Annotated in this window: 14 protein-coding genes and 1 tRNA gene; 5 read left to right on the forward strand and 10 right to left on the reverse strand. The window is 72.1% G+C overall.

The genetic code is table 11. The features are described 5' to 3' along the window. The first annotated feature begins 124 nt into the window (after positions 1 to 124). Together WA788_RS08665 and hrpB are read left to right on the forward strand one after the other, a co-directional pair. The gene (locus WA788_RS08665; RefSeq protein WP_335973593.1) at positions 125 to 994 is read left to right on the forward strand and encodes a class I SAM-dependent methyltransferase; all 870 of its coding nucleotides are present in this window, start codon (positions 125 to 127) and stop codon (positions 992 to 994) included. Next, positions 991 to 3,507, forward strand: coding sequence for an ATP-dependent helicase HrpB (hrpB, locus tag WA788_RS08670; RefSeq protein WP_335973597.1), 2,517 nt, complete (start codon positions 991 to 993; stop codon positions 3,505 to 3,507). Before WA788_RS08665 ends, hrpB begins: the two co-directional genes overlap by 4 nt. Positions 3,508 to 3,585: 78 nt before the next feature. On the opposite strand, the gene WA788_RS08675 is transcribed toward hrpB, so the two are convergent. Together WA788_RS08675 and polA are read right to left on the reverse strand one after the other, a co-directional pair. Then, on the reverse strand, positions 3,586 to 4,872 hold the full coding sequence (locus WA788_RS08675; RefSeq protein WP_335973600.1) for a lytic transglycosylase domain-containing protein: 1,287 nt from the start codon (positions 4,870 to 4,872) through the stop codon (positions 3,586 to 3,588). Positions 4,873 to 5,077: 205 nt separating this feature from the next. Further along, on the reverse strand, positions 5,078 to 7,744 hold the full coding sequence (gene polA / locus WA788_RS08680) for a DNA polymerase I (RefSeq protein WP_335974152.1): 2,667 nt from the start codon (positions 7,742 to 7,744) through the stop codon (positions 5,078 to 5,080). 269 nt (positions 7,745 to 8,013) lie between these two features. Between polA and WA788_RS08685 the strand changes: the two genes are divergently transcribed. After that, a complete protein-coding gene (locus tag WA788_RS08685; RefSeq protein WP_335973603.1) occupies positions 8,014 to 10,299 on the forward strand; it encodes an FdhF/YdeP family oxidoreductase in 2,286 nt (761 codons plus the stop codon). 114 nt (positions 10,300 to 10,413) lie between these two features. Continuing rightward, entirely contained in the window at positions 10,414 to 10,902 is a 489-nt protein-coding gene (locus tag WA788_RS08690) for a PaaI family thioesterase (RefSeq protein WP_335973605.1), read from the forward strand. Between the two features lie 65 nt (positions 10,903 to 10,967). On the opposite strand, the gene WA788_RS08695 is transcribed toward WA788_RS08690, so the two are convergent. Both WA788_RS08695 and WA788_RS08700 read right to left on the reverse strand, forming a co-directional pair. Beyond that, positions 10,968 to 11,717 carry a transcriptional regulator gene (locus tag WA788_RS08695; protein ID WP_335973608.1) on the reverse strand — a complete coding sequence of 250 codons (750 nt, stop codon included), beginning with the start codon at positions 11,715 to 11,717 and terminating at the stop codon, positions 10,968 to 10,970. Positions 11,718 to 11,824: 107 nt separating this feature from the next. Further along, a tRNA-Leu gene (locus tag WA788_RS08700) sits at positions 11,825 to 11,899 on the reverse strand. Positions 11,900 to 12,003: 104 nt separating this feature from the next. Here WA788_RS08700 and WA788_RS08705 point away from each other — a divergent pair. Next, positions 12,004 to 12,639, forward strand: a complete 636-nt coding sequence (locus WA788_RS08705) for an ANTAR domain-containing response regulator (RefSeq protein WP_335973610.1) — start codon at positions 12,004 to 12,006, stop codon at positions 12,637 to 12,639. Positions 12,640 to 12,745: 106 nt separating this feature from the next. On the opposite strand, the gene WA788_RS08710 is transcribed toward WA788_RS08705, so the two are convergent. From WA788_RS08710 to pyk, 6 genes are all read right to left on the reverse strand, one after another. Next, on the reverse strand, positions 12,746 to 13,462 hold the full coding sequence (locus tag WA788_RS08710; protein ID WP_335973613.1) for an ABC transporter ATP-binding protein: 717 nt from the start codon (positions 13,460 to 13,462) through the stop codon (positions 12,746 to 12,748). After that, positions 13,459 to 14,361 (reverse strand): ABC transporter ATP-binding protein, encoded by a 903-nt coding sequence (locus WA788_RS08715; protein WP_335973615.1) that lies wholly within the window; start codon positions 14,359 to 14,361, stop codon positions 13,459 to 13,461. Before WA788_RS08715 ends, WA788_RS08710 begins: the two co-directional genes overlap by 4 nt. Before the next feature lie 8 nt (positions 14,362 to 14,369). Then, a complete protein-coding gene (locus WA788_RS08720) occupies positions 14,370 to 16,280 on the reverse strand; it encodes a branched-chain amino acid ABC transporter permease (RefSeq protein WP_335973618.1) in 1,911 nt (636 codons plus the stop codon). A 5-nt stretch (positions 16,281 to 16,285) separates the two neighbouring features. Continuing rightward, the gene (locus WA788_RS08725; RefSeq protein WP_335973620.1) at positions 16,286 to 17,215 is read right to left on the reverse strand and encodes a branched-chain amino acid ABC transporter permease; all 930 of its coding nucleotides are present in this window, start codon (positions 17,213 to 17,215) and stop codon (positions 16,286 to 16,288) included. 147 nt (positions 17,216 to 17,362) lie between these two features. Further along, a complete protein-coding gene (locus WA788_RS08730; protein ID WP_335973622.1) occupies positions 17,363 to 18,610 on the reverse strand; it encodes a branched-chain amino acid ABC transporter substrate-binding protein in 1,248 nt (415 codons plus the stop codon). Positions 18,611 to 19,143: 533 nt separating this feature from the next. Continuing rightward, a complete protein-coding gene (gene pyk / locus WA788_RS08735) occupies positions 19,144 to 20,580 on the reverse strand; it encodes a pyruvate kinase (protein WP_335973628.1) in 1,437 nt (478 codons plus the stop codon). Positions 20,581 to 20,642 lie beyond the last annotated feature (62 nt).

A 20,642-nucleotide genomic window follows, 5' to 3' on the forward strand; every position in this document is an offset into this window, starting at 1 on the left:
TTGTAGCATACGGGGGCAGCCGGGCACGGTCAATGCGCGAAGAGGCACAGCAGGCGCATAACGGACCCGACCGACGCAAACCCGCCACCTGCCGGTCCTCTGAGAGAGTACGACGACTGCCGCGATGATCCAAGGACCCGAGATCCAGGGACCCGAACCCGAAGCGACCCGGCGCACCGCGGGCAGCACGGAGAGCAGCCGGGCGAACCGCCGCTGGTGGGACCGCAACGCCGACGACTACCAGCGCGAGCACGGCGACTTCCTCGGCGACGGCCGCTTCGTGTGGGGCCCGGAGGGCCTGGACGAGGCCGAGGCCGCGCTGCTCGGCCCGGCCGCCGGCCTGAAGGGCCTGGACGTGCTGGAGGTCGGCGCGGGCGCCGCCCAGTGCTCGCGCTGGCTGGCCGCTCGCGGCGCCCGGCCGGTCGCGCTCGACCTGTCCCACCGCCAGCTCCAGCACGCCCGCCGCATCGACCTGGAGGCGGGGGATGCAGTTGCAGACGTCCCCGCCGCGGCGGCCCCGGCCGCAGCGCCCGCCCTGGTGCAGGCCGACGCGGGCGCGCTGCCCTTCGCCGACGCCTCCTTCGACCTGGTCTGCTCCGCCTACGGCGCGCTGCCCTTCATCGCCGACACCGCCCGCGTGCACCGCGAGGTGGCCCGGGTGCTGCGGCCCGGCGGCCGCTGGGTGTTCTCCGTGACGCACCCGGTGCGCTGGGCCTTCCCCGACGAGCCGGGCCCCGAGGGCCTGACCGCCGTCGCCTCCTACTTCGACCGCACCCCCTACGTCGAGCAGGACGACCGGGGGCTGGCCGTCTACGTCGAGCACCACCGCACCCTGGGCGACCGGGTGCGGGAGATCACCGCGGCCGGGCTGCGCCTGGTCGACCTGGTCGAACCCGAGTGGCCGGACTGGAACGGGCAGGAGTGGGGCGGCTGGTCCCCGCTGCGCGGGCGGCTGCTGCCGGGCACCGCGGTCTTCGTCTGCCTGGCGCCGTGATCCGGCCGCGGCCCGAGGGCCTGGCCCTGCCGGTCGCGGCGGTCGTGCCCGCGCTGCTGGCCGCGCTGCGGGAGCGGGGCCGCGCGGTACTGGCCGCGCCGCCCGGCACCGGCAAGACCACGCTCGTCCCGCTGCTGCTGGCCGCGGAGTCCACCGGCCGGGTGCTGGTGGCCGAGCCGCGGCGGATGGCCGCGCGGGCCGCCGCCCGGCGGATGGCGTGGCTGCTGGGCGAGGAGGTCGGCGGCACCGTCGGCTTCACGGTGCGCGGCGAGCGGCGGGTGTCGGCGGCGACCGCGGTGGAAGTGGTCACCACCGGAGTGCTGCTCCAGCGGCTGCAACGCGACCCGGAACTGGCCGGGGTCGGCACGGTGATGCTCGACGAGTGCCACGAACGGCACCTCGACGCCGACACCGCGACGGCCTTCCTGCTGGACGTACGCTCCGTGCTGCGCCCGGAACTGCGGCTGCTGGCGGCGTCCGCCACGACCGACACGGCGGCGTGGGCGGAACTGCTGGACGGCCCGGTGATCGAGGCCGAGGGGGTCCTGCACCCGGTCGCGGTGCGGTGGGCGCCGCCGCCCCGCCCGCCGCGGCCCCCGCACAGCGGTGCTCCGTCCGCCGCGAGCAGGGGCCGGGTGGACCCGGCGCTGCTGGAGCACGTGGCCGCCACGGTGCGGCGGGCGCTGCGCGAGCAGGACGGCGACGTGCTGTGCTTCCTGCCCGGTGCGGGCGAGATCGCCCGGGTCGCCGGGATGCTCGGCACCGACGGGCCGACCGAGGTGCTCCAGGTGTACGGCCGCGCGCCCGCCGCCGTACAGGACGCGGCGCTGCGGCCCGGGGAGCGCCGCCGGGTGCTGCTGGCCACCTCCGTGGCCGAGTCGAGCCTGACCGTGCCCGGGGTGCGGGTCGTGGTCGACTGCGGGCTGGCCCGGGAGCCGCGGATGGACCACGCCCGCGGCCTTGGCACCCTGTCCACGGTGCGGGTCTCCCGCGCCGCCGCCGAGCAGCGGGCCGGCCGCGCCGGGCGGGAGGCGCCCGGCACCGTCTACCGCTGCTGGGCCGAGGCCGAGCACGCCCGGCTGCCGCGGCTGCCCGCGCCCGAGATCGCGCTGGCCGACCTGACCGCGTTCGCGCTCCAGGCCGCCTGCTGGGGTGCGCCGGACGCCGAGGGGCTCGCCCTGCTCGACGCCCCCCCGCCCGGCGCGCTCGCCGCGGCCCGCGCCACCCTGCACGGGCTCGGCGCCGTGGACGGTGCCGGCCGCGCCACCGACCGCGGCCGGCGGCTCGCCCTGCTCGGGCTGCACCCCCGGCTGGGCCGTGCCCTGCTGGACGCCGCCCCCGAGGCGGGCGCCGCCCGGGCCGCGGAGGTCACCGCCCTGCTGTCCGAGGAACTCCCCGGCTCCTACGGCTCCGACCTGACCGCCGCCTGGCACCGGGCCGGCCGCGGCGGCGACCCCTACGCCCGGCGCTGGCGCGCCGAGGCCCGCCGCCTGGAGGCCGCCCTGCGCTCCGCACTGCCGCGCGGCGGCCAGCCGGCCGAGCCGCCCGCGGGCGGCGGGCGGCTGTCCGACGACGCGGTGGCCGGGCTGGTCGCCGCGCTGGCGTTTCCCGAACGGGTCGCGCGGCGCCGCGGCCCGGGCGCCTACCTCATGGCCGGCGGCACCGCGGCCGAGGTCGGCGGCGGCGTCGGCGAGGCGGAGTGGGTCGCCGTCGCGGTCGCCGACCGGGGCGCGGGCCGGGCCGGTGCGCGGGTGCGGGTCGCGGCCGTCATCGACGAGGGCATCGCCCGGCAGGCGGCGGGCGGCGTCCTGGAGTCGTACGAGGAGGTGCGGTGGCGCGACGGCGACGTGGTCGCGCGCCGCGTGGAACGGCTGGGCGCGATCGAGTTGGGCACCGCGCCGCTGCGCCGCCCCGAGCCGTCCTTGCTGCGGGCCGCGCTCCTGGAGGGGCTGCGGGCCGAGGGCACGGGGCTGCTGCGCTGGTCGCGCGAGGCGGCGGGCCTGCGGCAGCGGATGGCGTTCGCGCACCGGGTGCTGGGCGGGGCGTGGCCGGACGTGGCCGAACAGGCCCTGCTGGAGCGGGCACCGGAGTGGCTGGGCCCCGAGCTGGCCGCCGCCCGGCGCCGCGCCGACCTCGAACGCGCCGACGCCGGGGCGGCGTTGCAGCGGCTGCTGCCCTGGGCGACCGGTGAGGCGGCGCGCTTCGCCGAGCTGGTGCCCGAGCGGATCGCGGTGCCGACCGGGTCGAAGATCCGCGTCGACTACAGCGGTGAGCAGCCCGTACTGGCGGTCAAGCTCCAGGAGTTGTTCGGGTTGCGGCAGACCCCGCAGGTGGCCGGGGTGCCGGTGCTGGTGCACCTGCTGTCCCCGGCCGGGCGGCCGGCCGCGGTCACGGCCGACCTCGCGTCCTTCTGGCGCGAGGGGTACCGGGCGGTGCGGGCGGAGTTGCGCGGGCGCTACCCGCGCCACTCCTGGCCGCAGGACCCGACGGCGGCGCCGCCCACCCGGCGCTGAGGAGCCGCGCCCGCGGTACGAGCCCGGCGCGCCTCACACACTGACGCCTTACGAGCCGGCCGCTTGCGGGTCGGCCGCTTACGAGCTGAGTGCTGCGCCCGTGGCCGTGCCCGCCGTGTCGGTGGGGTCGGGGGTCGCCGAGGGGGAGGTACCGTCCGAGCTGCCGGAGTCGTCGCTGCCGCACGTGGGGTCGGGCGTGGTCGAGTCGGTCGGCGAGTCGGTCGGGCTCGCGGTGGCGGAGTCCGTCGGCGTCGGGGTGTCCGTGGTGCAGCCCGGGTCCGTCGGGGTGCTGCTGGTGGGCGGCGTGGTGGGTGAGGTCGACGGGTCGCTGCTGGTGGGCGGGGTGGTGGACGCGCCGCCGCTCGGGCTGGTCGTCGGGCTGGAGGAGGCCGGGGAGCTGGGTGCCACGGTGCCGCTGACGCTCTTCGTCGGGGACGGCGACGGCGAGGCGGTGCCCGAGGCGGACGGCGTCGGGGTGGCCGTCTTGCTCGGGGAGGGCGTCGGGGATGTCGACGGGCTGAGCGCGGGGCTGGCCGAACCCGACCGGTCCGGCACCGTGACGGTGCCGCCCTGCCGGAAGTGCTCGTACCAGGCCATCACCAGGTTCAGGTAGTCCTGCGAGTGGTTGTAGCCGAGGATCGCCCGGTCCATGTCGGCGGGCACCGCCAGGTCCCGGCCGTCGGCGCACAGGTAGTGCGCGGCGGCGAGCGCCGCGTCGTAGATGTTGTTCGGGTCGCTCACCCCGTCGCCGTTGCCGTCCGCGCCCCAGGTGCGCCAGGTGGACGGGATGAACTGCATCGGCCCGACGGCCCGGTCGTGCACCGCGTCCCCGTCGTACTTGCCGTTGTCGGTGTCGGAGATGTTCGCGAAGCCGTCGCCGTTGAGCACCGGGCCGAGGATCGGCTTGTACGTGGTGCCGTTGGCGTCGACCGCGCCGCCGCGGGCCTGCCCGGACTCCACCTGGCCGATCGCGGCGAGCAGTTGCCACGGCAGGTGGCAGCCCGGGTCGGACTCCGCGACCGACGCCTGCGCGCGCTGGTAGGCGGCGAGCACCGTCGTCGGCAGGCTCGCGCCGCCGGACACCGTCACGTCCGTGTCCGTGCCGGTGCCGGTGGGCGAGGCGACCGGGCCCTGCGGGCTGCTCAGCGGCGGGAGTTCGGTGACGTACGGGGAGTCGCCGTCGATCGAGCCGTCCGGAGTGGTGCTCGCCTGGGACTGCTGCTGGTCCTGCGCGGCGGCGTGGGCGACCTGGATCAGGCCGGGGGCCTGCGAGGCGCCCAGCGCCGCCATGGCCGCGGCGGCCACCACGGTGCCCGCCGCTCCCCTACGAACCCTCTTGCTGGTGCCGAAGCGCCGCGCTGCCATATCGGCGTCCCTCCCCGAAAGCGATATGTGAGCCTGTCCCGGCTCCACAACTCGCACGACCCTACGGCAACTTCAGCCCCGCGACCATGGCCCGTCGGTGAATCCACAGCGTCCGGGAGCTGTCGTGCGGTGTGCACCCGGACCCGCGAGGCCCCTTCCGGCGGCCCCCACCCCGGGCGCCCCGGCCGCCCCCGGCCGCTTCCCCCTAGTGCGCGGCCGACTCCCAGTCCGGGCCCGAGCCCACGGAGACGTCCAGCGGCGCACGCAGCGGGTACGCGGTGGACATCTCATGCCGCACCAGCGCCTCCACCTGCTCGCGTTCGCCCGGAGCGACCTCCACCACGATTTCGTCGTGCACCTGGAGCAGCATGCGCGAGGCCAACTGCCGGTCGGTGAGGGCCTGGTCGACCCGGAGCATCGCGATCTTGACGATGTCCGCGGCCGACCCCTGGATCGGCGCGTTCAGCGCCATGCGCTCGGCCATCTCCCGGCGCTGCCGGTTGTCGCTGTTGAGGTCGGGCAGATAGCGGCGCCGGCCGAGCAGCGTCTCGGTGTACCCGGTGCCGCGGGCCTCCTCCACCGCGCGGCGCAGATAGTCCCGCACCCCGCCGAACCGCTCGAAGTACGTCTCCATCAGCGCCCGCGCCTCGGCCGCCTCGATCCCGAGCTGCTGGGACAGCCCGAACGCCGACAGCCCGTACGCCAACCCGTACGACATCGCCTTGATCTTGCGGCGCATCTCGGCGTCGACCTTGTCGCGCGGCACCGAGAAGACCTGCGAGCCGACCGTGGTGTGCAGGTCCTCGCCGGAGGTGAACGCCGCGATCAGCCCGTCGTCCTCCGACAGGTGCGCCATCACCCGCAGTTCGATCTGGCTGTAGTCGGCCGTCAGCAGCGAGTCGTACCCCTCGCCGACGACGAAGCCCCGGCGGATCGCCCGGCCCTCGTCGGTACGCACCGGCACGTTCTGCAGATTGGGGTCCGTGGAGGACAGCCGGCCGGTCGCCGCGACGATCTGGCTGAACGTGGTGTGGATACGGCCCTCGGGCGCGATCGTCTTGACCAGGCCCTCGACGGTGACCCGCAGCTTCGCCTGCTCCCGGTGGCGCAGCATGATCACCGGCAGCTCGTGGTCGGTCTGCCCGGCCAGCCACGCCAGCGCGTCGGCGTCGGTGGTGTAACCGGTCTTCGTCTTCTTCGTCCTGGGCAGGCCCAGCTCGCCGAAGAGCACCTCCTGGAGCTGCTTGGGCGAGCCGAGGTTGAACTCGTGGCCCACCGAGGCGTGCGCCTCCTCGACCGCGTGCCGCACCGCGGCAGCGAACTGCTGCTCCAGCCCCTCCAGATGGGCCCGGTCCGCGGCGATCCCGGCCCGCTCCATCTTCGCCAGCAGCGCCGACGTCGGCAGCTCCACGTCCCGCAGCAGCTCCGCGGCGCCCACCTCCGGCAGCCGCTGCCCGAACACCTCGCCCAGGTCCAGCACAGTCCGCGCCTGCACCATCAGCGCCTCGGCGGCGGCCGACTCCCCGTCGTCCTCCTCGCCGAACGCCAACTGGCCGCCGTCCGAGGCAGCCGGCGCCAGCTCACGGCCCAGATACTCCACCGACAGCACGTCCAGCGCGAACGACCGGCGGCCCGGCTTGATCAGATACGCCGCCAGCGCCGTGTCCATCCCGACACCCGCCAACTGCCAGCCGTGCTCGGCGAAGACCCGCATCGCGTTCTTCGCGTTGTGCACCACCTTGGGGCGCGACGGATCGGCCAGCCACTGCGCGAACGCCTTCTCGTCCGCCCCGTCCAACTGCGCCGGGTCGAACCACGCCGCGTCCTCCCCCGCGGCCAGCGCGAGTTGGCTGACCGCGCCGGACCCCAGCGCCCAGGTGTCCACGCTCGCCAGCCCCACCGGGCCCCCGGCGTGCCCCTCCAACCAGCCCGGCAGCTCACCCGCCGACAGCACCACACCCTCGACCGCCACCCCCTCGGCGATCTCCGCCTCCTCCGCGGCCGCGCCCGGGTCGGCGGCGAACAGCCGCTCCCGGAAGTTCGGGTTGCGGAACTCCAGCGCGTCCAGCACCTGGCCGAGCGACTCGCGGTCGTACGGCTCCCGGCCCAACCCGTCCGCGCTCGCGGGCAGCGCCACGTCCCGCACCATCTCGGTCAGCCGCCGGTTCAGCTTCACCGCGTCCAGGTGGGCCCGCAGGTTCTCGCCCGCCTTGCCCTTCACCTCGTCCACCCGCGCGCACAGCTCCGCGAACGAGCCGAACTGCATGATCCACTTGGCCGCGGTCTTCTCGCCGACACCGGGGATGCCCGGCAGGTTGTCCGACGGGTCGCCGCGCAGCGCCGCGAAGTCCGGGTACTGCGCGGGGGTCAGGCCGTACCGCTCCTCGACCTTCGCCGGGGTGTAGCGGGTCAGCTCCGAGACGCCCTTCGTCGGATACAGCACCGTGACGTGGTCCGAGACGAGCTGGAAGGCGTCCCGGTCACCGGTGACGATCAGCACCTCGTAACCCAGCGCCTCCGCCTGCGTGGCCAAGGTGGCGATGATGTCGTCGGCCTCGAAGCCCTCCACCGCGAAGCGCGGCACCACCATCGCGTCCAGCAGCTCCCCGATCAGCGCGACCTGCGAGCTGAACTCGTCCGGCGTCTTCGAACGGGTCGCCTTGTACTCCGGGTACTCGTCGAACCGCCAGGTCTTGCGGGACACATCGAACGCCACCGCCAGATGCGTGGGCTGCTCGTCGCGCAGCGTGTTCGCCAGCATCGACGCGAACCCGTACACCGCGTTCGTCGGCTGCCCCGTGACCGTGTTGAAGTTCTCCACGGGCAGCGCGTAGAACGCCCGGTACGCCAGCGAATGCCCATCGAGCAGCATCAGCCGCGGTCGGTCGGTCGTCGTCTTCGATCCGGATACTTTCTCAGCCACATCCCGATCCTCCCACGCCCCACCGACATTTTTTCTTGCCGCCGGTTCGCCTCCGGGCGCTTTAACCCGGTGTCGACGGTCGATCATGCTCGACCCCTCGTTCCTCGGGGACTCCGCGTGTTCTCCCTTTCGACACCGGCGCGCCCTTCGGCTCACCGGCTACCACGGGCGGGCCGGACCGCAAGCGCTCGAAGGTGAGCAGGTGGGAGGATGGGGGCATGGCGAAGAAGCCCCCTGGTGGTGACCCCGTACAGGACGCGCCGGATGTCGGTGCGCCCAAGCACGCTGCCGCGGGGCTGACCGCGGTCGCGAAGAGCATGAGGATCGCCGACGCGCAGATGGGCGCGCGGCGGACCGCACTGACCTTGCTGAAGGTCAACCAGAAGAACGGCTTCGACTGCCCGGGCTGCGCGTGGCCCGAGGGCGAGCGCCGCCACACGTTCGAGTTCTGCGAGAACGGCGCCAAGGCCGTCGCGGAGGAGGCGACGCTGCGCCGGGTCACCCCGGACTTCTTCGCCGCCCACCCCGTCTCGGAGCTGGCGCGCCGCAGCGGCTACTGGCTCGGCCAGCAGGGCCGGATCACCCAGCCGATGTACCTGCCCGAAGGCGCCGACCACTACGAAGCGGTCCCCTGGGAGCGGGCGTTCGAGATCATCGCCGGCGAACTGACCGCCCTGGACAGCCCCGATGAGGCCGTCTTCTACACCTCCGGCCGCACCAGCAACGAAGCCGCCTTCCTCTTCCAGCTCTTCGCCCGCGCCTACGGCACCAACAACCTCCCCGACTGCTCCAACATGTGCCACGAGTCCTCCGGCTCCGCACTGACCGAGACCCTCGGCGTCGGCAAGGGCAGCGTGCTCCTGGAAGACCTGCACCGCGCCGAACTCATCATCGTCGCCGGCCAGAACCCCGGCACCAACCACCCGCGGATGCTCTCCGCACTGGAGAAGGCGAAGCACGGCGGCGCCCGCATCGTCACCGTCAACCCGCTCGCCGAAGCCGGCACCGAACGCTTCAAGAACCCGCAGACCGCCACCGGACTGGCCGGGCGCGGCACCGCGCTGTCCGACCTGCACCTGCCCATCCGGCTCGGCGGCGACCAGGCCCTCTTCCGCGCCCTGGGCCGCCTCCTGATCGAGGACGACGCCCTCGACCACGACTTCATCGCCACCCACACCCACGGCTACCAGGAGTACGAAGCCGCCGCCCGCGCCGCCGACTGGGCCGAGGTCGAACGCGCCACCGGCCTGACCCGCGCCGAGATCGAGGAACTGCACACCCTCGTACGCGGCGCCAGGAGCGTCGTCGTGTGCTGGGCCATGGGCCTGACCCAGCACAAGCACGCCGTCCCCACCATCCGCGAGGTCGTCAATTTCCTGCTGCTCGGCGGCAACGTCGGCCGCCCCGGCGCCGGTGTCTGCCCCGTCCGCGGCCACTCCAACGTCCAGGGCGACCGCACCATGGGCATCTTCGAACGCCCCGCGCCCGCCTTCCTCGACTCCCTGGAACGGGAGTTCGGCTTCGCGCCGCCCCGCCACCACGGCTACGACGTCGTCCGCGCCATCCGCGCCCTGCGCGACGGCACCGCCAAGGTCTTCCTCGCCATGGGCGGCAACTTCGTCGCCGCCTCCCCCGACACCGACGTCACCGAAGCGGCCGTCCGCAACGCCCGGTTGACCGTCCACGTCTCCACCAAACTCAACCGCTCGCACACCGTCACCGGCGCCCGCGCGCTGATCCTGCCCACCCTCGGCCGCACCGAGAAGGACCGGCAGGCCGGCGGCGACCAGTTCGTCACCGTCGAGGACTCCATGGGCATGGTGCACGCCTCCCGCGGCAACCTGCCCCCCGCCTCACCCCAGCTGCTCTCCGAACCGGCCATCGTCAGCCGCCTCGCCCGCGCGGTGCTCGGCCCCCGGCACGGCATCCCCTGGGCCGACTTCGAAGCCGACTACGACCAGATCCGCGACCGCATCTCCCGCGTCGTCCCCGGCTTCGACGACTTCAACACCCGCGTCCGCCGCCCCGGCGGCTTCACCCTGCCGCACGCGCCGCGCGACAGCCGCACCTTCCCCACCGCCACCGGCAAGGCCAACTTCACCGCCGCGCCCCTGGAGTACCCCGAGGTCCCCGCCGGGCGGCTGCTGCTCCAGACATTGCGCTCCCACGACCAGTACAACACCACCATCTACGGCCTCGACGACCGCTACCGCGGCATCCGGAACGGCCGCCGCGTCGTCCTCGTCCACCCCGACGACGCCGCCGCGGCCGGCCTCGCCGACGGCGACTACGCCGACCTCGTCGGCGAGTGGACCGACGGCGCCGAGCGCCGCGCCGACGGCTTCCGCGTCGTGCACTACCCCACCCCCCGCGGGTGCGCCGCCGCGTACTACCCCGAGACCAATGTGCTGGTCCCGCTCGACCACACCGCCGACACCAGCAACACCCCGGCGTCGAAGTCCGTGGTGATCCGGCTCGAACCGCACCGGCCGGACCGGCCCTGACCCCCGGCCGGACGGCGGGTCCGACCGGCCCTTACCCTCGATCTGCGCGCCGGCCGCACCGGCCGTCCCGCGCCTCCCGACCGCACCACCACCGGCAGAACGGAGCCGACCCGCATGGGCGAGCAGACCCCCACCCAGTTCTCCCCGGAGACCCTGGCGCAGTACGCCGGGCTCGGCATCGACCTGCCGTCGTTCTTCTCGGCCGGGCCGCTCGGCGGGCGGATGGGCATCCAGATCGTCGAGGCCACGTCCGAGAAGGTGGTGGGCACCATGCCCGTCGAGGGCAACACGCAGCCGTACGGGCTGCTGCACGGCGGGGCGTCCGCGGTACTGGCGGAGACGCTGGGGTCGGTCGGGGCGATGCTGCACGGGGGGCCGAGCAAGATCGCGGTCGGGGTGGACCTCAATGCGACGCATCACCGCAGTGTGCGCAGTGGGAGCGTGACGGGGACGGCGACGCCGGTGCACCGGGGGCGGTCCTCGGCCAGCTACGAGATCGTCATCACCGACGACGCCAGCGGCAAGCGGGTCTGCACCGCGCGCCTCACCTGCATGCTGCGCCCCGCCTCCCCGCCCCAGCCCGCCCCCACCGCCACCGCCTGAGCGCCCCCGGCCGGCCCACCGCCCCGCCTGAGCGGCCCCGGCCGGACCCGCCCCGGGACGGCCGCTCAGTGCTTGGGGCCGACGTGGCGGTCCATGAGCGCGACGGCCTCCCGGCGGGCGACGGAGATGTTCGCCGCCCCGCCCCGGCGGCGGCTCTCGGTCCAGGTGACGCCGACGGCGTCCAGCGTGTTGGTGAAGAGGGCCCGGATGTCGGCCGAGGTGTTGGTGAAGAAGTACCGCGGATACTCGTAGCGCTTCGGCCGGCCGCCGATCGTGCGGACGGTCCAGTTGGTGATCCGGCAGCCGTCGGAGTGGATCAGGCCGCGCACGAACTCCCACGGACACGCGTCCACCCTCTCCTGCTGCCAGGGAGCGAGCGCGATGCTCCGCTCGTGCTTGCGGCCCGGGCCGTGCTGAGGGAAGACGGTCGGCCACTGCTTGCTCAGCGACGTGACCTGGACGCAGCCCTGTTGCTGCACCCGGAAGACGGGGCCTTCCGGGCGGACGGCGCGGATCGCGGCCTCGCAGGCGTCGATGAGCCCCGGCCACGCGTTGCCGCACGCGATGCGCAGCGCGTACACGCCGCGGCCGTTGCCGCTGAGGCAGCCGTCGCCGAGGTAGAGGCCGAGCAGGTAGGGATAGGCGGGGCCGTCCGTGCGCAGCGGCGCGGCGCCGCGGCTGACCGGCTCGATGCCGTGGTCGCGCCAACTCCGCAGTGCGGCACGCGATATGCCGGTGGAGCGGCTCACGGAGTTCAGGCTGCGGCCGGTGGCCATCTCCGCCAGCGCGTGGCGTCGCGTCGCGGAATCGTACATACGAACCATGATCGACACATGATCCGACGGAGGGAATGCCCGCCGGGGATGTTCACCCGGTCGGAGTAGCTCCCACGAGTGCGTCAGCCTTCGATTCGAAGGTAAAGTGCCCCGAGTCGGACTCGAACCGACACTGTATGGGTTTTGAATCCATTGCCTGCTGCCAATTGGGCTACCGGGGCCTTCAAAACAGAGGTCAGCCTACCACCTCCGTGTTCAAACTCTACCCGAGCTAGGTAGGCTCAGGTAGCAGGATTCGACGCCATGACCCGAGGAGCACCGCACCGTGAGCGCCCCCGACGAGCCCACACCCGCGCAGGATGACGCTGCCCCGCATGTGCCGCCCGCGACCACGCGGGTCGTCATCGCCGAGGACGAGGCGCTGATCCGGCTGGACCTGAAGGAGATGCTGGAGGAGGAGGGCTACGCGGTCGTCGGCGAGGCGGGCGACGGCGAGACCGCGGTGAAGCTCGCCGAGGAGCTCCGCCCGGACCTGGTGATCCTGGACGTCAAGATGCCGGTCCTCGACGGCATCAGCGCCGCGGAGCGGATCGCCGGGGAGAAGCTGGCCCCCGTGCTGATGCTCACCGCCTTCTCCCAGCGCGAGCTGGTCGAGCGGGCGCGGGACGCGGGCGCGATGGCGTACCTGGTGAAGCCGTTCACCAAGAGCGACCTGGTGCCGGCGATCGAGATGGCGGTGAGCCGCTTCCAGGAACTGCGCGCCCTGGAGGCGGAGATCGCCGACCTGTCGCTGCGGCTGGAGACCCGCAAGCTGGTGGACCGGGCGAAGAGCGTGCTCCAGACCAAGTACGGGCTGACCGAGCCGGCCGCGTTCCGCTGGATTCAGAAGACGTCGATGGACCGGCGGATGTCGATGCAGGCGGTGGCGCAGGCGGTCATCGACGAGGTGACGGAGAAGTAGGTCCCCGCCCGCGGTACAGGGCGGCTGCACGGTACGGGTAAGGCCCGCACTCCAGGAGTGCGGGCCTTACCCGTCGATCGGTCCCCGGTGTGCCCCGGGGCGCCGGTCAGTCCTCGCCGAGGTACGTCTTGCGGACGCCCTCGTCGTGCAGGAGTTCCTGGCCGCTGCCGGAGATCTTGATGCTGCCGATCTCCATGACGTGGGCCTGGTCGGCGAGCGAGAGGGCGGCCTGGGCGTTCTGTTCGACGAGCAGGATGGTCATGCCCTGGGACCGCAGCTCGACGATGGTGGCCATGATCTTCTGCATCATGATCGGCGAGAGGCCCATGGAGGGCTCGTCGAGCATCAGCAGCTTGGGCTGGGACATCAGGGCGCGTCCCATGGCGAGCATCTGCTGCTCGCCGCCGGACAAGGTGCCGGCGGCCTGCTTGCGGCGTTCCCCGAGGATCGGGAACAGCTCGTAGGCGCGCTCGACGTCCTTGGTGATGCCGGCGGCGTCCCGGCGGAGGAAGGCGCCGAGCAGCAGGTTCTGCTCGATGCTGAGCCGGGGGAAGATGTGCCGGCCCTCCGGGGAGTGGGCCAGGCCCAGGGAGACGATCTTGTGCGGGGGTACCCGGGTGAGCACCTTGCCGTCGAAGGTGACCCGGCCGCCGATCGGCTTGAGCAGGCCGCTGAGGGTGCGCAGGGTGGTGGTCTTGCCGGCGCCGTTGGTGCCGATGAGGGTGACGACCTGGCCGGCCTCGACGGTGAACGAGATGCCCTTGACGGCCTCGATCTTGCCGTAGGCGACCCGGAGGTCCTCTACTTCGAGCAGTGCGGTCATCGGTCGTTCTCCTGCTCCTGCGCGCCGGTGCCGGTGCCGGCCTCGTTGTCGCCGTCGGCCGCCGGTTCCGGTTCGGCCGCCGGTTCCGCCTCGAACGGCTCGCCCAGGTAGGCCGCGACGACGCGCTCGTCGCTCTGGACGACGTCGGCGGTGCCCTCGACCAGTTTCTGGCCCTGGACGAGGACGGCGACGCGGTCGCAGAGGTTGAAGATGAACCGCATGTCGTGCTCGATGACGAGCACCGCGATGCCCTGGTCCCGGATGGCGAAGACCAGTTCCTCGGTGGCGCGGGTCTCCTGCGGGTTCATGCCGGCGGTGGGCTCGTCGAGCAGGAGCAGCCCGGGCTCGCTGGCGAGCGCGCGGGCGATCTCCAGCTTGCGCTGCTCGCCGTAGGGGAGGTTGCGGGCGAGGTGGTCGGCCTTGGTCGCGAGGCCGGTGAACTCCAGGAGTTCCATGGCCCGTTCCCGGGAGCGGGCCTCGGCCTTGTGGTAGCGCGGTCCGCGGATGAGGGCGGAGAAGAGGCCCTCGCGGGTGCGGGTGTGCCGGCCGACGAGGACGTTCTCCAGCACGGTCATGTTGGCGAACAGCCGGATGTTCTGGAAGGTGCGGGCGACGCCTGCCTTGGTGACGAGGTGGGGCTTGGGCGGCAGGACGGTGCCCTGGTAGCGGACGGAGCCCTCGGTGGGGACGTACAGCCCGGTGAGGCAGTTGAAGAAGGTGGTCTTGCCGGCGCCGTTGGGGCCGATCAGGCCGACGATCTCACCGCTGTTGACGGTGAGGCTGACGTCGCGGACGGCGGTGAGGCCGCCGAAGCGCATGATGACGCCGCTGGCCTGGAGCAGCGGGGTGCTGCCGGGGGTGGCCGCCGGGGCGGCGGGGGTGCTGGTCGTCGTGGTCATGGTGTCCTTCACGCCCCTGCCGCGCCGGCGGCCGCGCCGTCGCCGCCGACGGCCGGCTGTGCGGGGACGAGGGTTTCGTCCGGGGCCGGGGGTTCGTCCTTGTGGAACTCCAGCTGGCGGCGGCGGTTGGCGATGATGCCCTCGGGCCGGAACCGCATGATGAGTACGAGGGTGACGCCGAAGGCGAGGAGTTCGTAGCGCTGGAGGAAGCCGAGCTTCTCGGGGATGAGGTAGAGCAGGGCCGCGCCGAGGACGGGTCCGGTGACGGTGCCCATGCCGCCGAGGACGACGGCGGCGAGCAGGAACGCCGAGTTGGGCGGTGCGGCGCCGGAGAACTGGTACGGGTTGGGCACGACGCTGTAGGTGACGTGGGCGCTGACGGTGCCGGCCAGGCCGGCGAGGGAGGCGCCGAGCGCGAACGCGATGAGCTTGACCCGGAAGCCGTTGATGCCCATGGCGGTGGCGGCGGTCTCGTCCTCGCGGATGGCGATCCAGGAGCGGCCGATCCGGGAGTCGGAGGCGCGGGTGAAGACGAGGACCACGATCACCGTGATGACGAGCATCAGCAGGTAGTAGTTGGCGAACCGGCCCAGCGTGATGGAGCCCATGGTGTGCGGGTCGCCGAGGTTGTAGCCGAAGATCGACAGGTCGGGGATCTGCGAGATGCCGTTCGGGCCGTTGGTGACCTTGGGGCCGGAGACGCCGTCGAGGTTGTTGACCGCGATGCGGAAGATCTCTCCGAAGCCGAGGGTGACGATGGCCAGGTAGTCGCCGCGCAGCCGCAGGGTGGGGGCGCCGATGAGGACGCCGAAGACGAGCGAGGCGGCCATGCCGGTGAGGGCGGCGGCCCAGAACGGGAACTGGACGCCGGACCAGATGGAGTACTCGGAGCCGGAGACCAGGGCGGCGGCGTAGGCGCCGACGCCGAGGAAGGCGACGTAGCCGAGGTCGAGCAGGCCGGTAAGGCCGACGACGATGTTCAGGCCGAGGGCGACGGTGCCGAAGATGAGGATGTTGACGCCGAGGTTCGCCCAGTGCTCGTTGTTCTGCACGAACGGGTAGGCGATGGCGGCGAGGATGCCCATCAGGATGGCGAACGGCCGGTGGTCGGCGGTGATCTTGGAGAACTGCCGGGTGAGTCCGGCGGCGTTGAACGACCACAGGGTGAAGGCGACCAGGATCAGGTAGCCGACGAAGAGTTCGGTGTATCCGGTGGCCAGGCCGTAGGTGAGGACCTTCACGCCGACGGCGGCGACCACGACGATGGCCAGGTACTGCACCCACGCGGGGGCCCGGGCCGGGTCGGGGACGGACAGTTCGGTGTGGTGCAGTCGGGCCTGGCGCAGCCGGCGGTAGGTGGCGCGGGCGGCGCCGTTCTCGCTCAGCCGGCCGAGTTCGTAGTACTCGGCGTCGGTGGCGTCCAGCGGCTGGCGGTTGATGGGCAGGGCCAGGGCGCCGACGAGCAGGACGAGCGAGGCGACGGCGGCGACGAAGCCGCCGGGGTTGAGGTTGGCCAGGCCGCCGAGTTCCTGGGCGATGGCGATGACGGCGTACCAGGTGGTGGCGAAGGTGCCGGCGGCCAGCAGGAGGACGGCGTTGGCGGAGCGGTTGGGCACCAGCCAGGTCAGGCCCTTGACGCCGAAGGCGCCGAGGGCGAGGAGCCCGGTGAGGACGGCGCCGATCAGGGTGAGGACCTGGAGGCCGCCGGGGTAGCCGTTGACGGTGAGGTCGCCGGGGAAGTCGGAGGTGTAGGTCCACGACATGAACGTGGAGGCCACGGTGCCGACGGCGCCGACGAGGGTCGCGATGCGGGCGGCGGCGGGCGGCAGGCTGAGGTAGGAGTCGGCGCGCGGGGCGTCGGGGCGGGTGGTGCCGAGCGGGGTGGGCTGGAGCGCCTCGGTGGCGGGGATGTCGGTCATGGGTGTCACGCCCTGTCCGCTACGCGTTCACCCAGCAGGCCCTGTGGTCGGACCAGGAGGACCACGATGAGCAGGACGAATGCCCATACGTTGGCCCAGCCCTGTCCGCCGAGCTGGTGCATGCCGGGGATGTTGGCGATGTAGGCGGTGGCGCAGGCTTCGGCGATGCCGAGGACGAGTCCGCCGAGCATGGCCCCGTAGATGTTGCCGATGCCGCCGAGGACGGCGGCGGTGAAGGCTTTCAGGCCGGCCTGGAAGCCCATGTTGTAGTTGATCTGGCCGTACTTCAGGCCGAAGGCGACGCCGGCGACGGCGGCGAAGAGGCCGCCGATGGCGAAGGCGATCACGATGATGCGGTTGGTGTCGATGCCCATGAGCTGGGCGGTGTCCGGGTCCTGCGCGGTGGCCTGCATGGCGCGGCCGGTGCGGCTGGTGCGGACGAAGGCGGCCAGGCCGATCATGCAGATCGCGGCGGCGACGACGAGGAAGATGTCGTTGCGCTGCACGCTGATGGAGCCGAGGTGGTACGGGTGGGTGCCGAGCTGCGGGAAGTTCTTGGCGTTGTCGGCGCCGGGGTACCAGACGAAGATCGCCTGCTGGAGGGCGAGGGAGAGGCCGATCGCGGTGATCAGCGGGGCGAGGCGTGGTGCGCCGCGCAGCGGCCGGTAGGCGAACCGTTCGGCGCCGACGGCTATGAGCACGGAGACGATGGCGCCGCCGATGAGCATCAGGGGCAGTGCGGCCCAGATGTTCATGCCGTCGGGCAGGACGTTCCATACGGTGAGCGCGCCGAACGCGCCGGTCATGAAGATCTCGCCGTGGGCGAAGTTGATGAGCTGGACGATGCCGTACACCATCGTGTAGCCGATGGCGATGAGCCCGTACATCGAGCCGAGGAACAGCCCGTTGGCCAGCTGTTGCGGCAGGGTGTGCACCGCATGGCCTCCATGTCGCTGGGAGCAGGTGGGTGGGGACGGGTCGCGGGTGGGTGGTGCGGCGGGCGGGTGGGTCGCGGGGGTGGCAAGCAGTGGGCCGCGCGGCCGGGGTGACCGGCCGCGCGGCCCTCGGTGCTGCGGGGTCGGTCAGCCCGTGTAGACGCCGCTCTTCACGGCGGTCCACTTGCCGTTCTTGACCTGGTAGACGGTGAGCTGCTTGTTGGTGGTGTCGCCGTACTGGTCGAAGGAGACGTGGCCGGCGATGCCCTGGAAGTCGGTCTTCTGGACGGCGTCGACGACCTTGGAGCGGGCGTCGTTCATGGCCGGCAGCTTGCCGCCGTTGGCGTCCATGACGCTCTTGACGGCGTTGATGATGGCGGTGGCGGCGTCGTAGGAGTAGCCGCCGTAGGTGCCGTAGTCGCCGGGGTACTTCGCGGCCTTGTAGGCCTTGATGAAGTTCTGGGCGGCCGGGAGGGTGTCGACGGGGACGCCGACGGAGGTGGCGAGGTCGCCGTTGGCGGCCGCGCCCGCGGTCTTGATGTACGTGTCGGAGTACATGCCGTCGCCGCCCATGAGCGGGATGTTCACGCCGCCGGCCTTGAGCTGCTTGGTGATCAGCTCGGACTCGTCGTACTGGCCGCCGTAGTAGAGCATGTCGGCGTGCGACTGCTTGATCTTGGTGACCAGCGCGGAGTAGTCGGTGTCACCGGTGTTGACGTGGTCGGTGCCGGCGATCTTGCCGCCGAGGGCGGCGAACTTGCTCTTGAAGATCGACGCGAGGCCGGCGCCGTAGGCCTGCTTGTCGTCGACGACGAAGACGTCCTTCTTCTTCAGGGTGTTGTAGGCGTAGTCCGCCGCGAAGCCGCCCTGGTTGGCGTCGGTGGTGGCGGTGCGGAAGTAGGTCTTGAAGGGGCGGACCTTCTTGCCGGTGGCCCAGTTCTTGCCCTGGGTGAGGTCGGGGTTGGTGTTGGCCGGCGAGATCTCCACCAGGTTGGCGGTGGCGAAGACCTGCTGCATGGATTCGGCCACACCGGAGTTGAGCGGGCCGACCACGCCGATGACGTTGTTGTCCTGCACCAGGGCGGTGGCGTTCTGCTGGCCGGTGGCGGGCAGCGCCTTGTCGTCCAGCGCCTTGACCTTGAAGGTCACGCCGGGCACGAGCTTCTTGGAGTTGGCGTCGTCCACCGCGAGCTGCGTGCCGTACTGCAGGCCCAGGCCGGTGGCGGAGTTCTGGCCGGTGAGCGGCGCGTCGACGCCGATGGTGAGCGTGACGCCGCTGCCACCACCGTCGCCGCCGCTCTTCTTGCTGTCGTCGCTGCGCGATCCGCAGGCGGTCAGAGTGAGGGCTCCTGTGGTCAATACGGAGGTGAGCAGCAGCAAAGAGCGGTGTCGCACAAGCGGTCCTTTCCCCTGGCTCGACCGGTCCTCGTGGACGGTCGAAGTCGCACGCTTCAGTCCGATCGCTAATTCGGAGGCGCGGTGACTGGCCGTGACTCTAGGCGCGTGATGGGGGGTCGGGGAGCAGTACGGCGAAGAGTGTGACTGTCTTGTTATGCCAAACGTCTGTTCTTGAGCTTCAGTTGAGGTTTGCCGTGCTGTTTGGGTGCTTTGCGCGGGGTCCGCATGATGAGAACGTGCACTTCGAGTGGGCGCGGCAGGCCGGCGGCAGCGGTACGCCGTCATTTCGGACAAGATCGACGCAACGGGAATACGGGGGCGGCGGCGCACGGCGGCGACGAGGGAGCGCGGGCCGCCGATTGCGTATTGCAGACAGGTAACAGAGTGTTAATTGCGAGGGTTCGGAGTTTCCGCCACTGGCCGAAAACCGACGGGCCCCGCGGACTGTCCGTCCGGCGGGGCCCGCTATTGGAGAAGGGGCGCCGACCGCTCCAAGCTGGGAAGTCAGCACCAACGTCGGCAATGGTGCATTACCGTTTCGGGGAGTCGTCCTCACCGATGTGGTGGACCCGGACCATGTTGGTGGTGCCGGGCATTCCGGGCGGCGAACCGGCCGTGATCACCACGACGTCGCCCTTCTTGCAGCGGCCGATCCGCAGCAGCTGTTCGTCGACCTGCTGCACCATCTCGTCGGTGGTCTGCACCGTCGGGCCGAGGAACGTCTCGACGCCCCAGGTCAGGTTGAGCTGGGAGCGGGTGTCCTCCTCGGGGGTGAAGGCGAGCACCGGGATCGGCGAGCGGTAGCGGGACAGCCGGCGCACCGTGTCGCCGGACTGGGTGAAGGCCACCAGGTACGACGCGCCGAGGAAGTCGCCCATCTCGGCGGCGGCGCGGGCCACGGCGCCGCCCTGGGTGCGCGGCTTGTTGCTGTCGGTGAGCGGCGGCAGCCCGGCGGCGAGGATGTCCTCCTCGGCGGCGGCCACGATCCGGGACATCACCTTGACCGTCTCGATCGGGTGCTTGCCGACGCTGGTCTCGCCGGAGAGCATCACCGCGTCGGTGCCGTCGATCACCGCGTTGGCGACGTCGCTGGCCTCGGCGCGGGTGGGGCGGGAGTTGTCGATCATCGAGTCGAGCATCTGGGTGGCGACGATGACCGGTTTCGCGTTGCGCCGGGCGAGTTTGACCGCGCGCTTCTGGACGATCGGCACGGCCTCCAGCGGCATCTCGACGCCCAGGTCGCCGCGGGCGACCATGATGCCGTCGAAGGCGTCGACGATGTCCTCCAGGTTCTCCACCGCCTGCGGCTTCTCGATCTTGGCGATCACCGGGACCCGGCGCCCCTCCTCCGCCATGATCCGCAGCACGTCGTCCATGTCGCGCCCGCTGCGCACGAAGGACAGCGCGATGACGTCGGCGCCGGTGCGCAGCGCCCAGCGCAGGTCGCGGATGTCCTTGTCGGACAGCGCCGGGACGGAGACCGCGACGCCGGGCAGGTTCAGGCCCTTGTTGTCGGAGACCATGCCGCCCTCGATCACCATGGTGTGCACGCGGGGGCCCTCGACGTCGGTCACCTCCAGGGTGACCCGGCCGTCGTCGACGAGGATGCGCTCACCTCGGGCGACGTCGGCGGTCAGGCCCTTGTAGGTGGTGCCGCAGATCGTCTGGTCGCCCTCGATGTCGTCGACGGTGATGGTGAACTCGTCGCCGCGTTCAAGCAGTACGGGCCCCTCGGCGAAACGTCCCAGCCGGATCTTCGGGCCCTGAAGGTCCGCGAGGATGCCGACGCTGCGCCCGGTCTCGTCGGCGGCCTTGCGTACGCGGCGGTAGCGGTCCTCGTGTTCGGCGTAGCCGCCGTGGCTCAGGTTCAGGCGGGCGACGTCCATCCCCGCCTCGACCAGTGCTTTGATCTGGTCGTAGGACTCGGTGGCAGGACCCAGGGTGCAGACAATTTTGGCTCGGCGCATGTGTCGAGCGTATGACTTACTCGTTGGTAGGGAGCGCGGTGACGCCAACAGCCCAACGACGT

This window comes from Streptomyces sp. CA2R106, assembly GCF_037034245.1.
Taxonomy (GTDB): Bacteria; Actinomycetota; Actinomycetes; order Streptomycetales; family Streptomycetaceae; genus Actinacidiphila.

Coding starts and splice junctions, on each gene's coding strand:
- WA788_RS08690 (WP_335973605.1), top strand. CDS start 10,414: ATGGGCGAGCAGACCCCCACCCAGTTCTCCCCGGAGACCCTGGCGCAG.
- WA788_RS08685 (WP_335973603.1), top strand. CDS start 8,014: ATGGCGAAGAAGCCCCCTGGTGGTGACCCCGTACAGGACGCGCCGGAT.
- WA788_RS08665 (WP_335973593.1), top strand. CDS start 125: ATGATCCAAGGACCCGAGATCCAGGGACCCGAACCCGAAGCGACCCGG.
- WA788_RS08720 (WP_335973618.1), bottom strand. CDS start 16,280: ATGACCGACATCCCCGCCACCGAGGCGCTCCAGCCCACCCCGCTCGGC.
- WA788_RS08715 (WP_335973615.1), bottom strand. CDS start 14,361: ATGACCACGACGACCAGCACCCCCGCCGCCCCGGCGGCCACCCCCGGC.
- WA788_RS08675 (WP_335973600.1), bottom strand. CDS start 4,872: ATGGCAGCGCGGCGCTTCGGCACCAGCAAGAGGGTTCGTAGGGGAGCG.
- pyk (WP_335973628.1), bottom strand. CDS start 20,580: ATGCGCCGAGCCAAAATTGTCTGCACCCTGGGTCCTGCCACCGAGTCC.
- polA (WP_335974152.1), bottom strand. CDS start 7,744: ATGCTGCTCGATGGGCATTCGCTGGCGTACCGGGCGTTCTACGCGCTG.
- WA788_RS08710 (WP_335973613.1), bottom strand. CDS start 13,462: ATGACCGCACTGCTCGAAGTAGAGGACCTCCGGGTCGCCTACGGCAAG.
- WA788_RS08695 (WP_335973608.1), bottom strand. CDS start 11,717: ATGTACGATTCCGCGACGCGACGCCACGCGCTGGCGGAGATGGCCACC.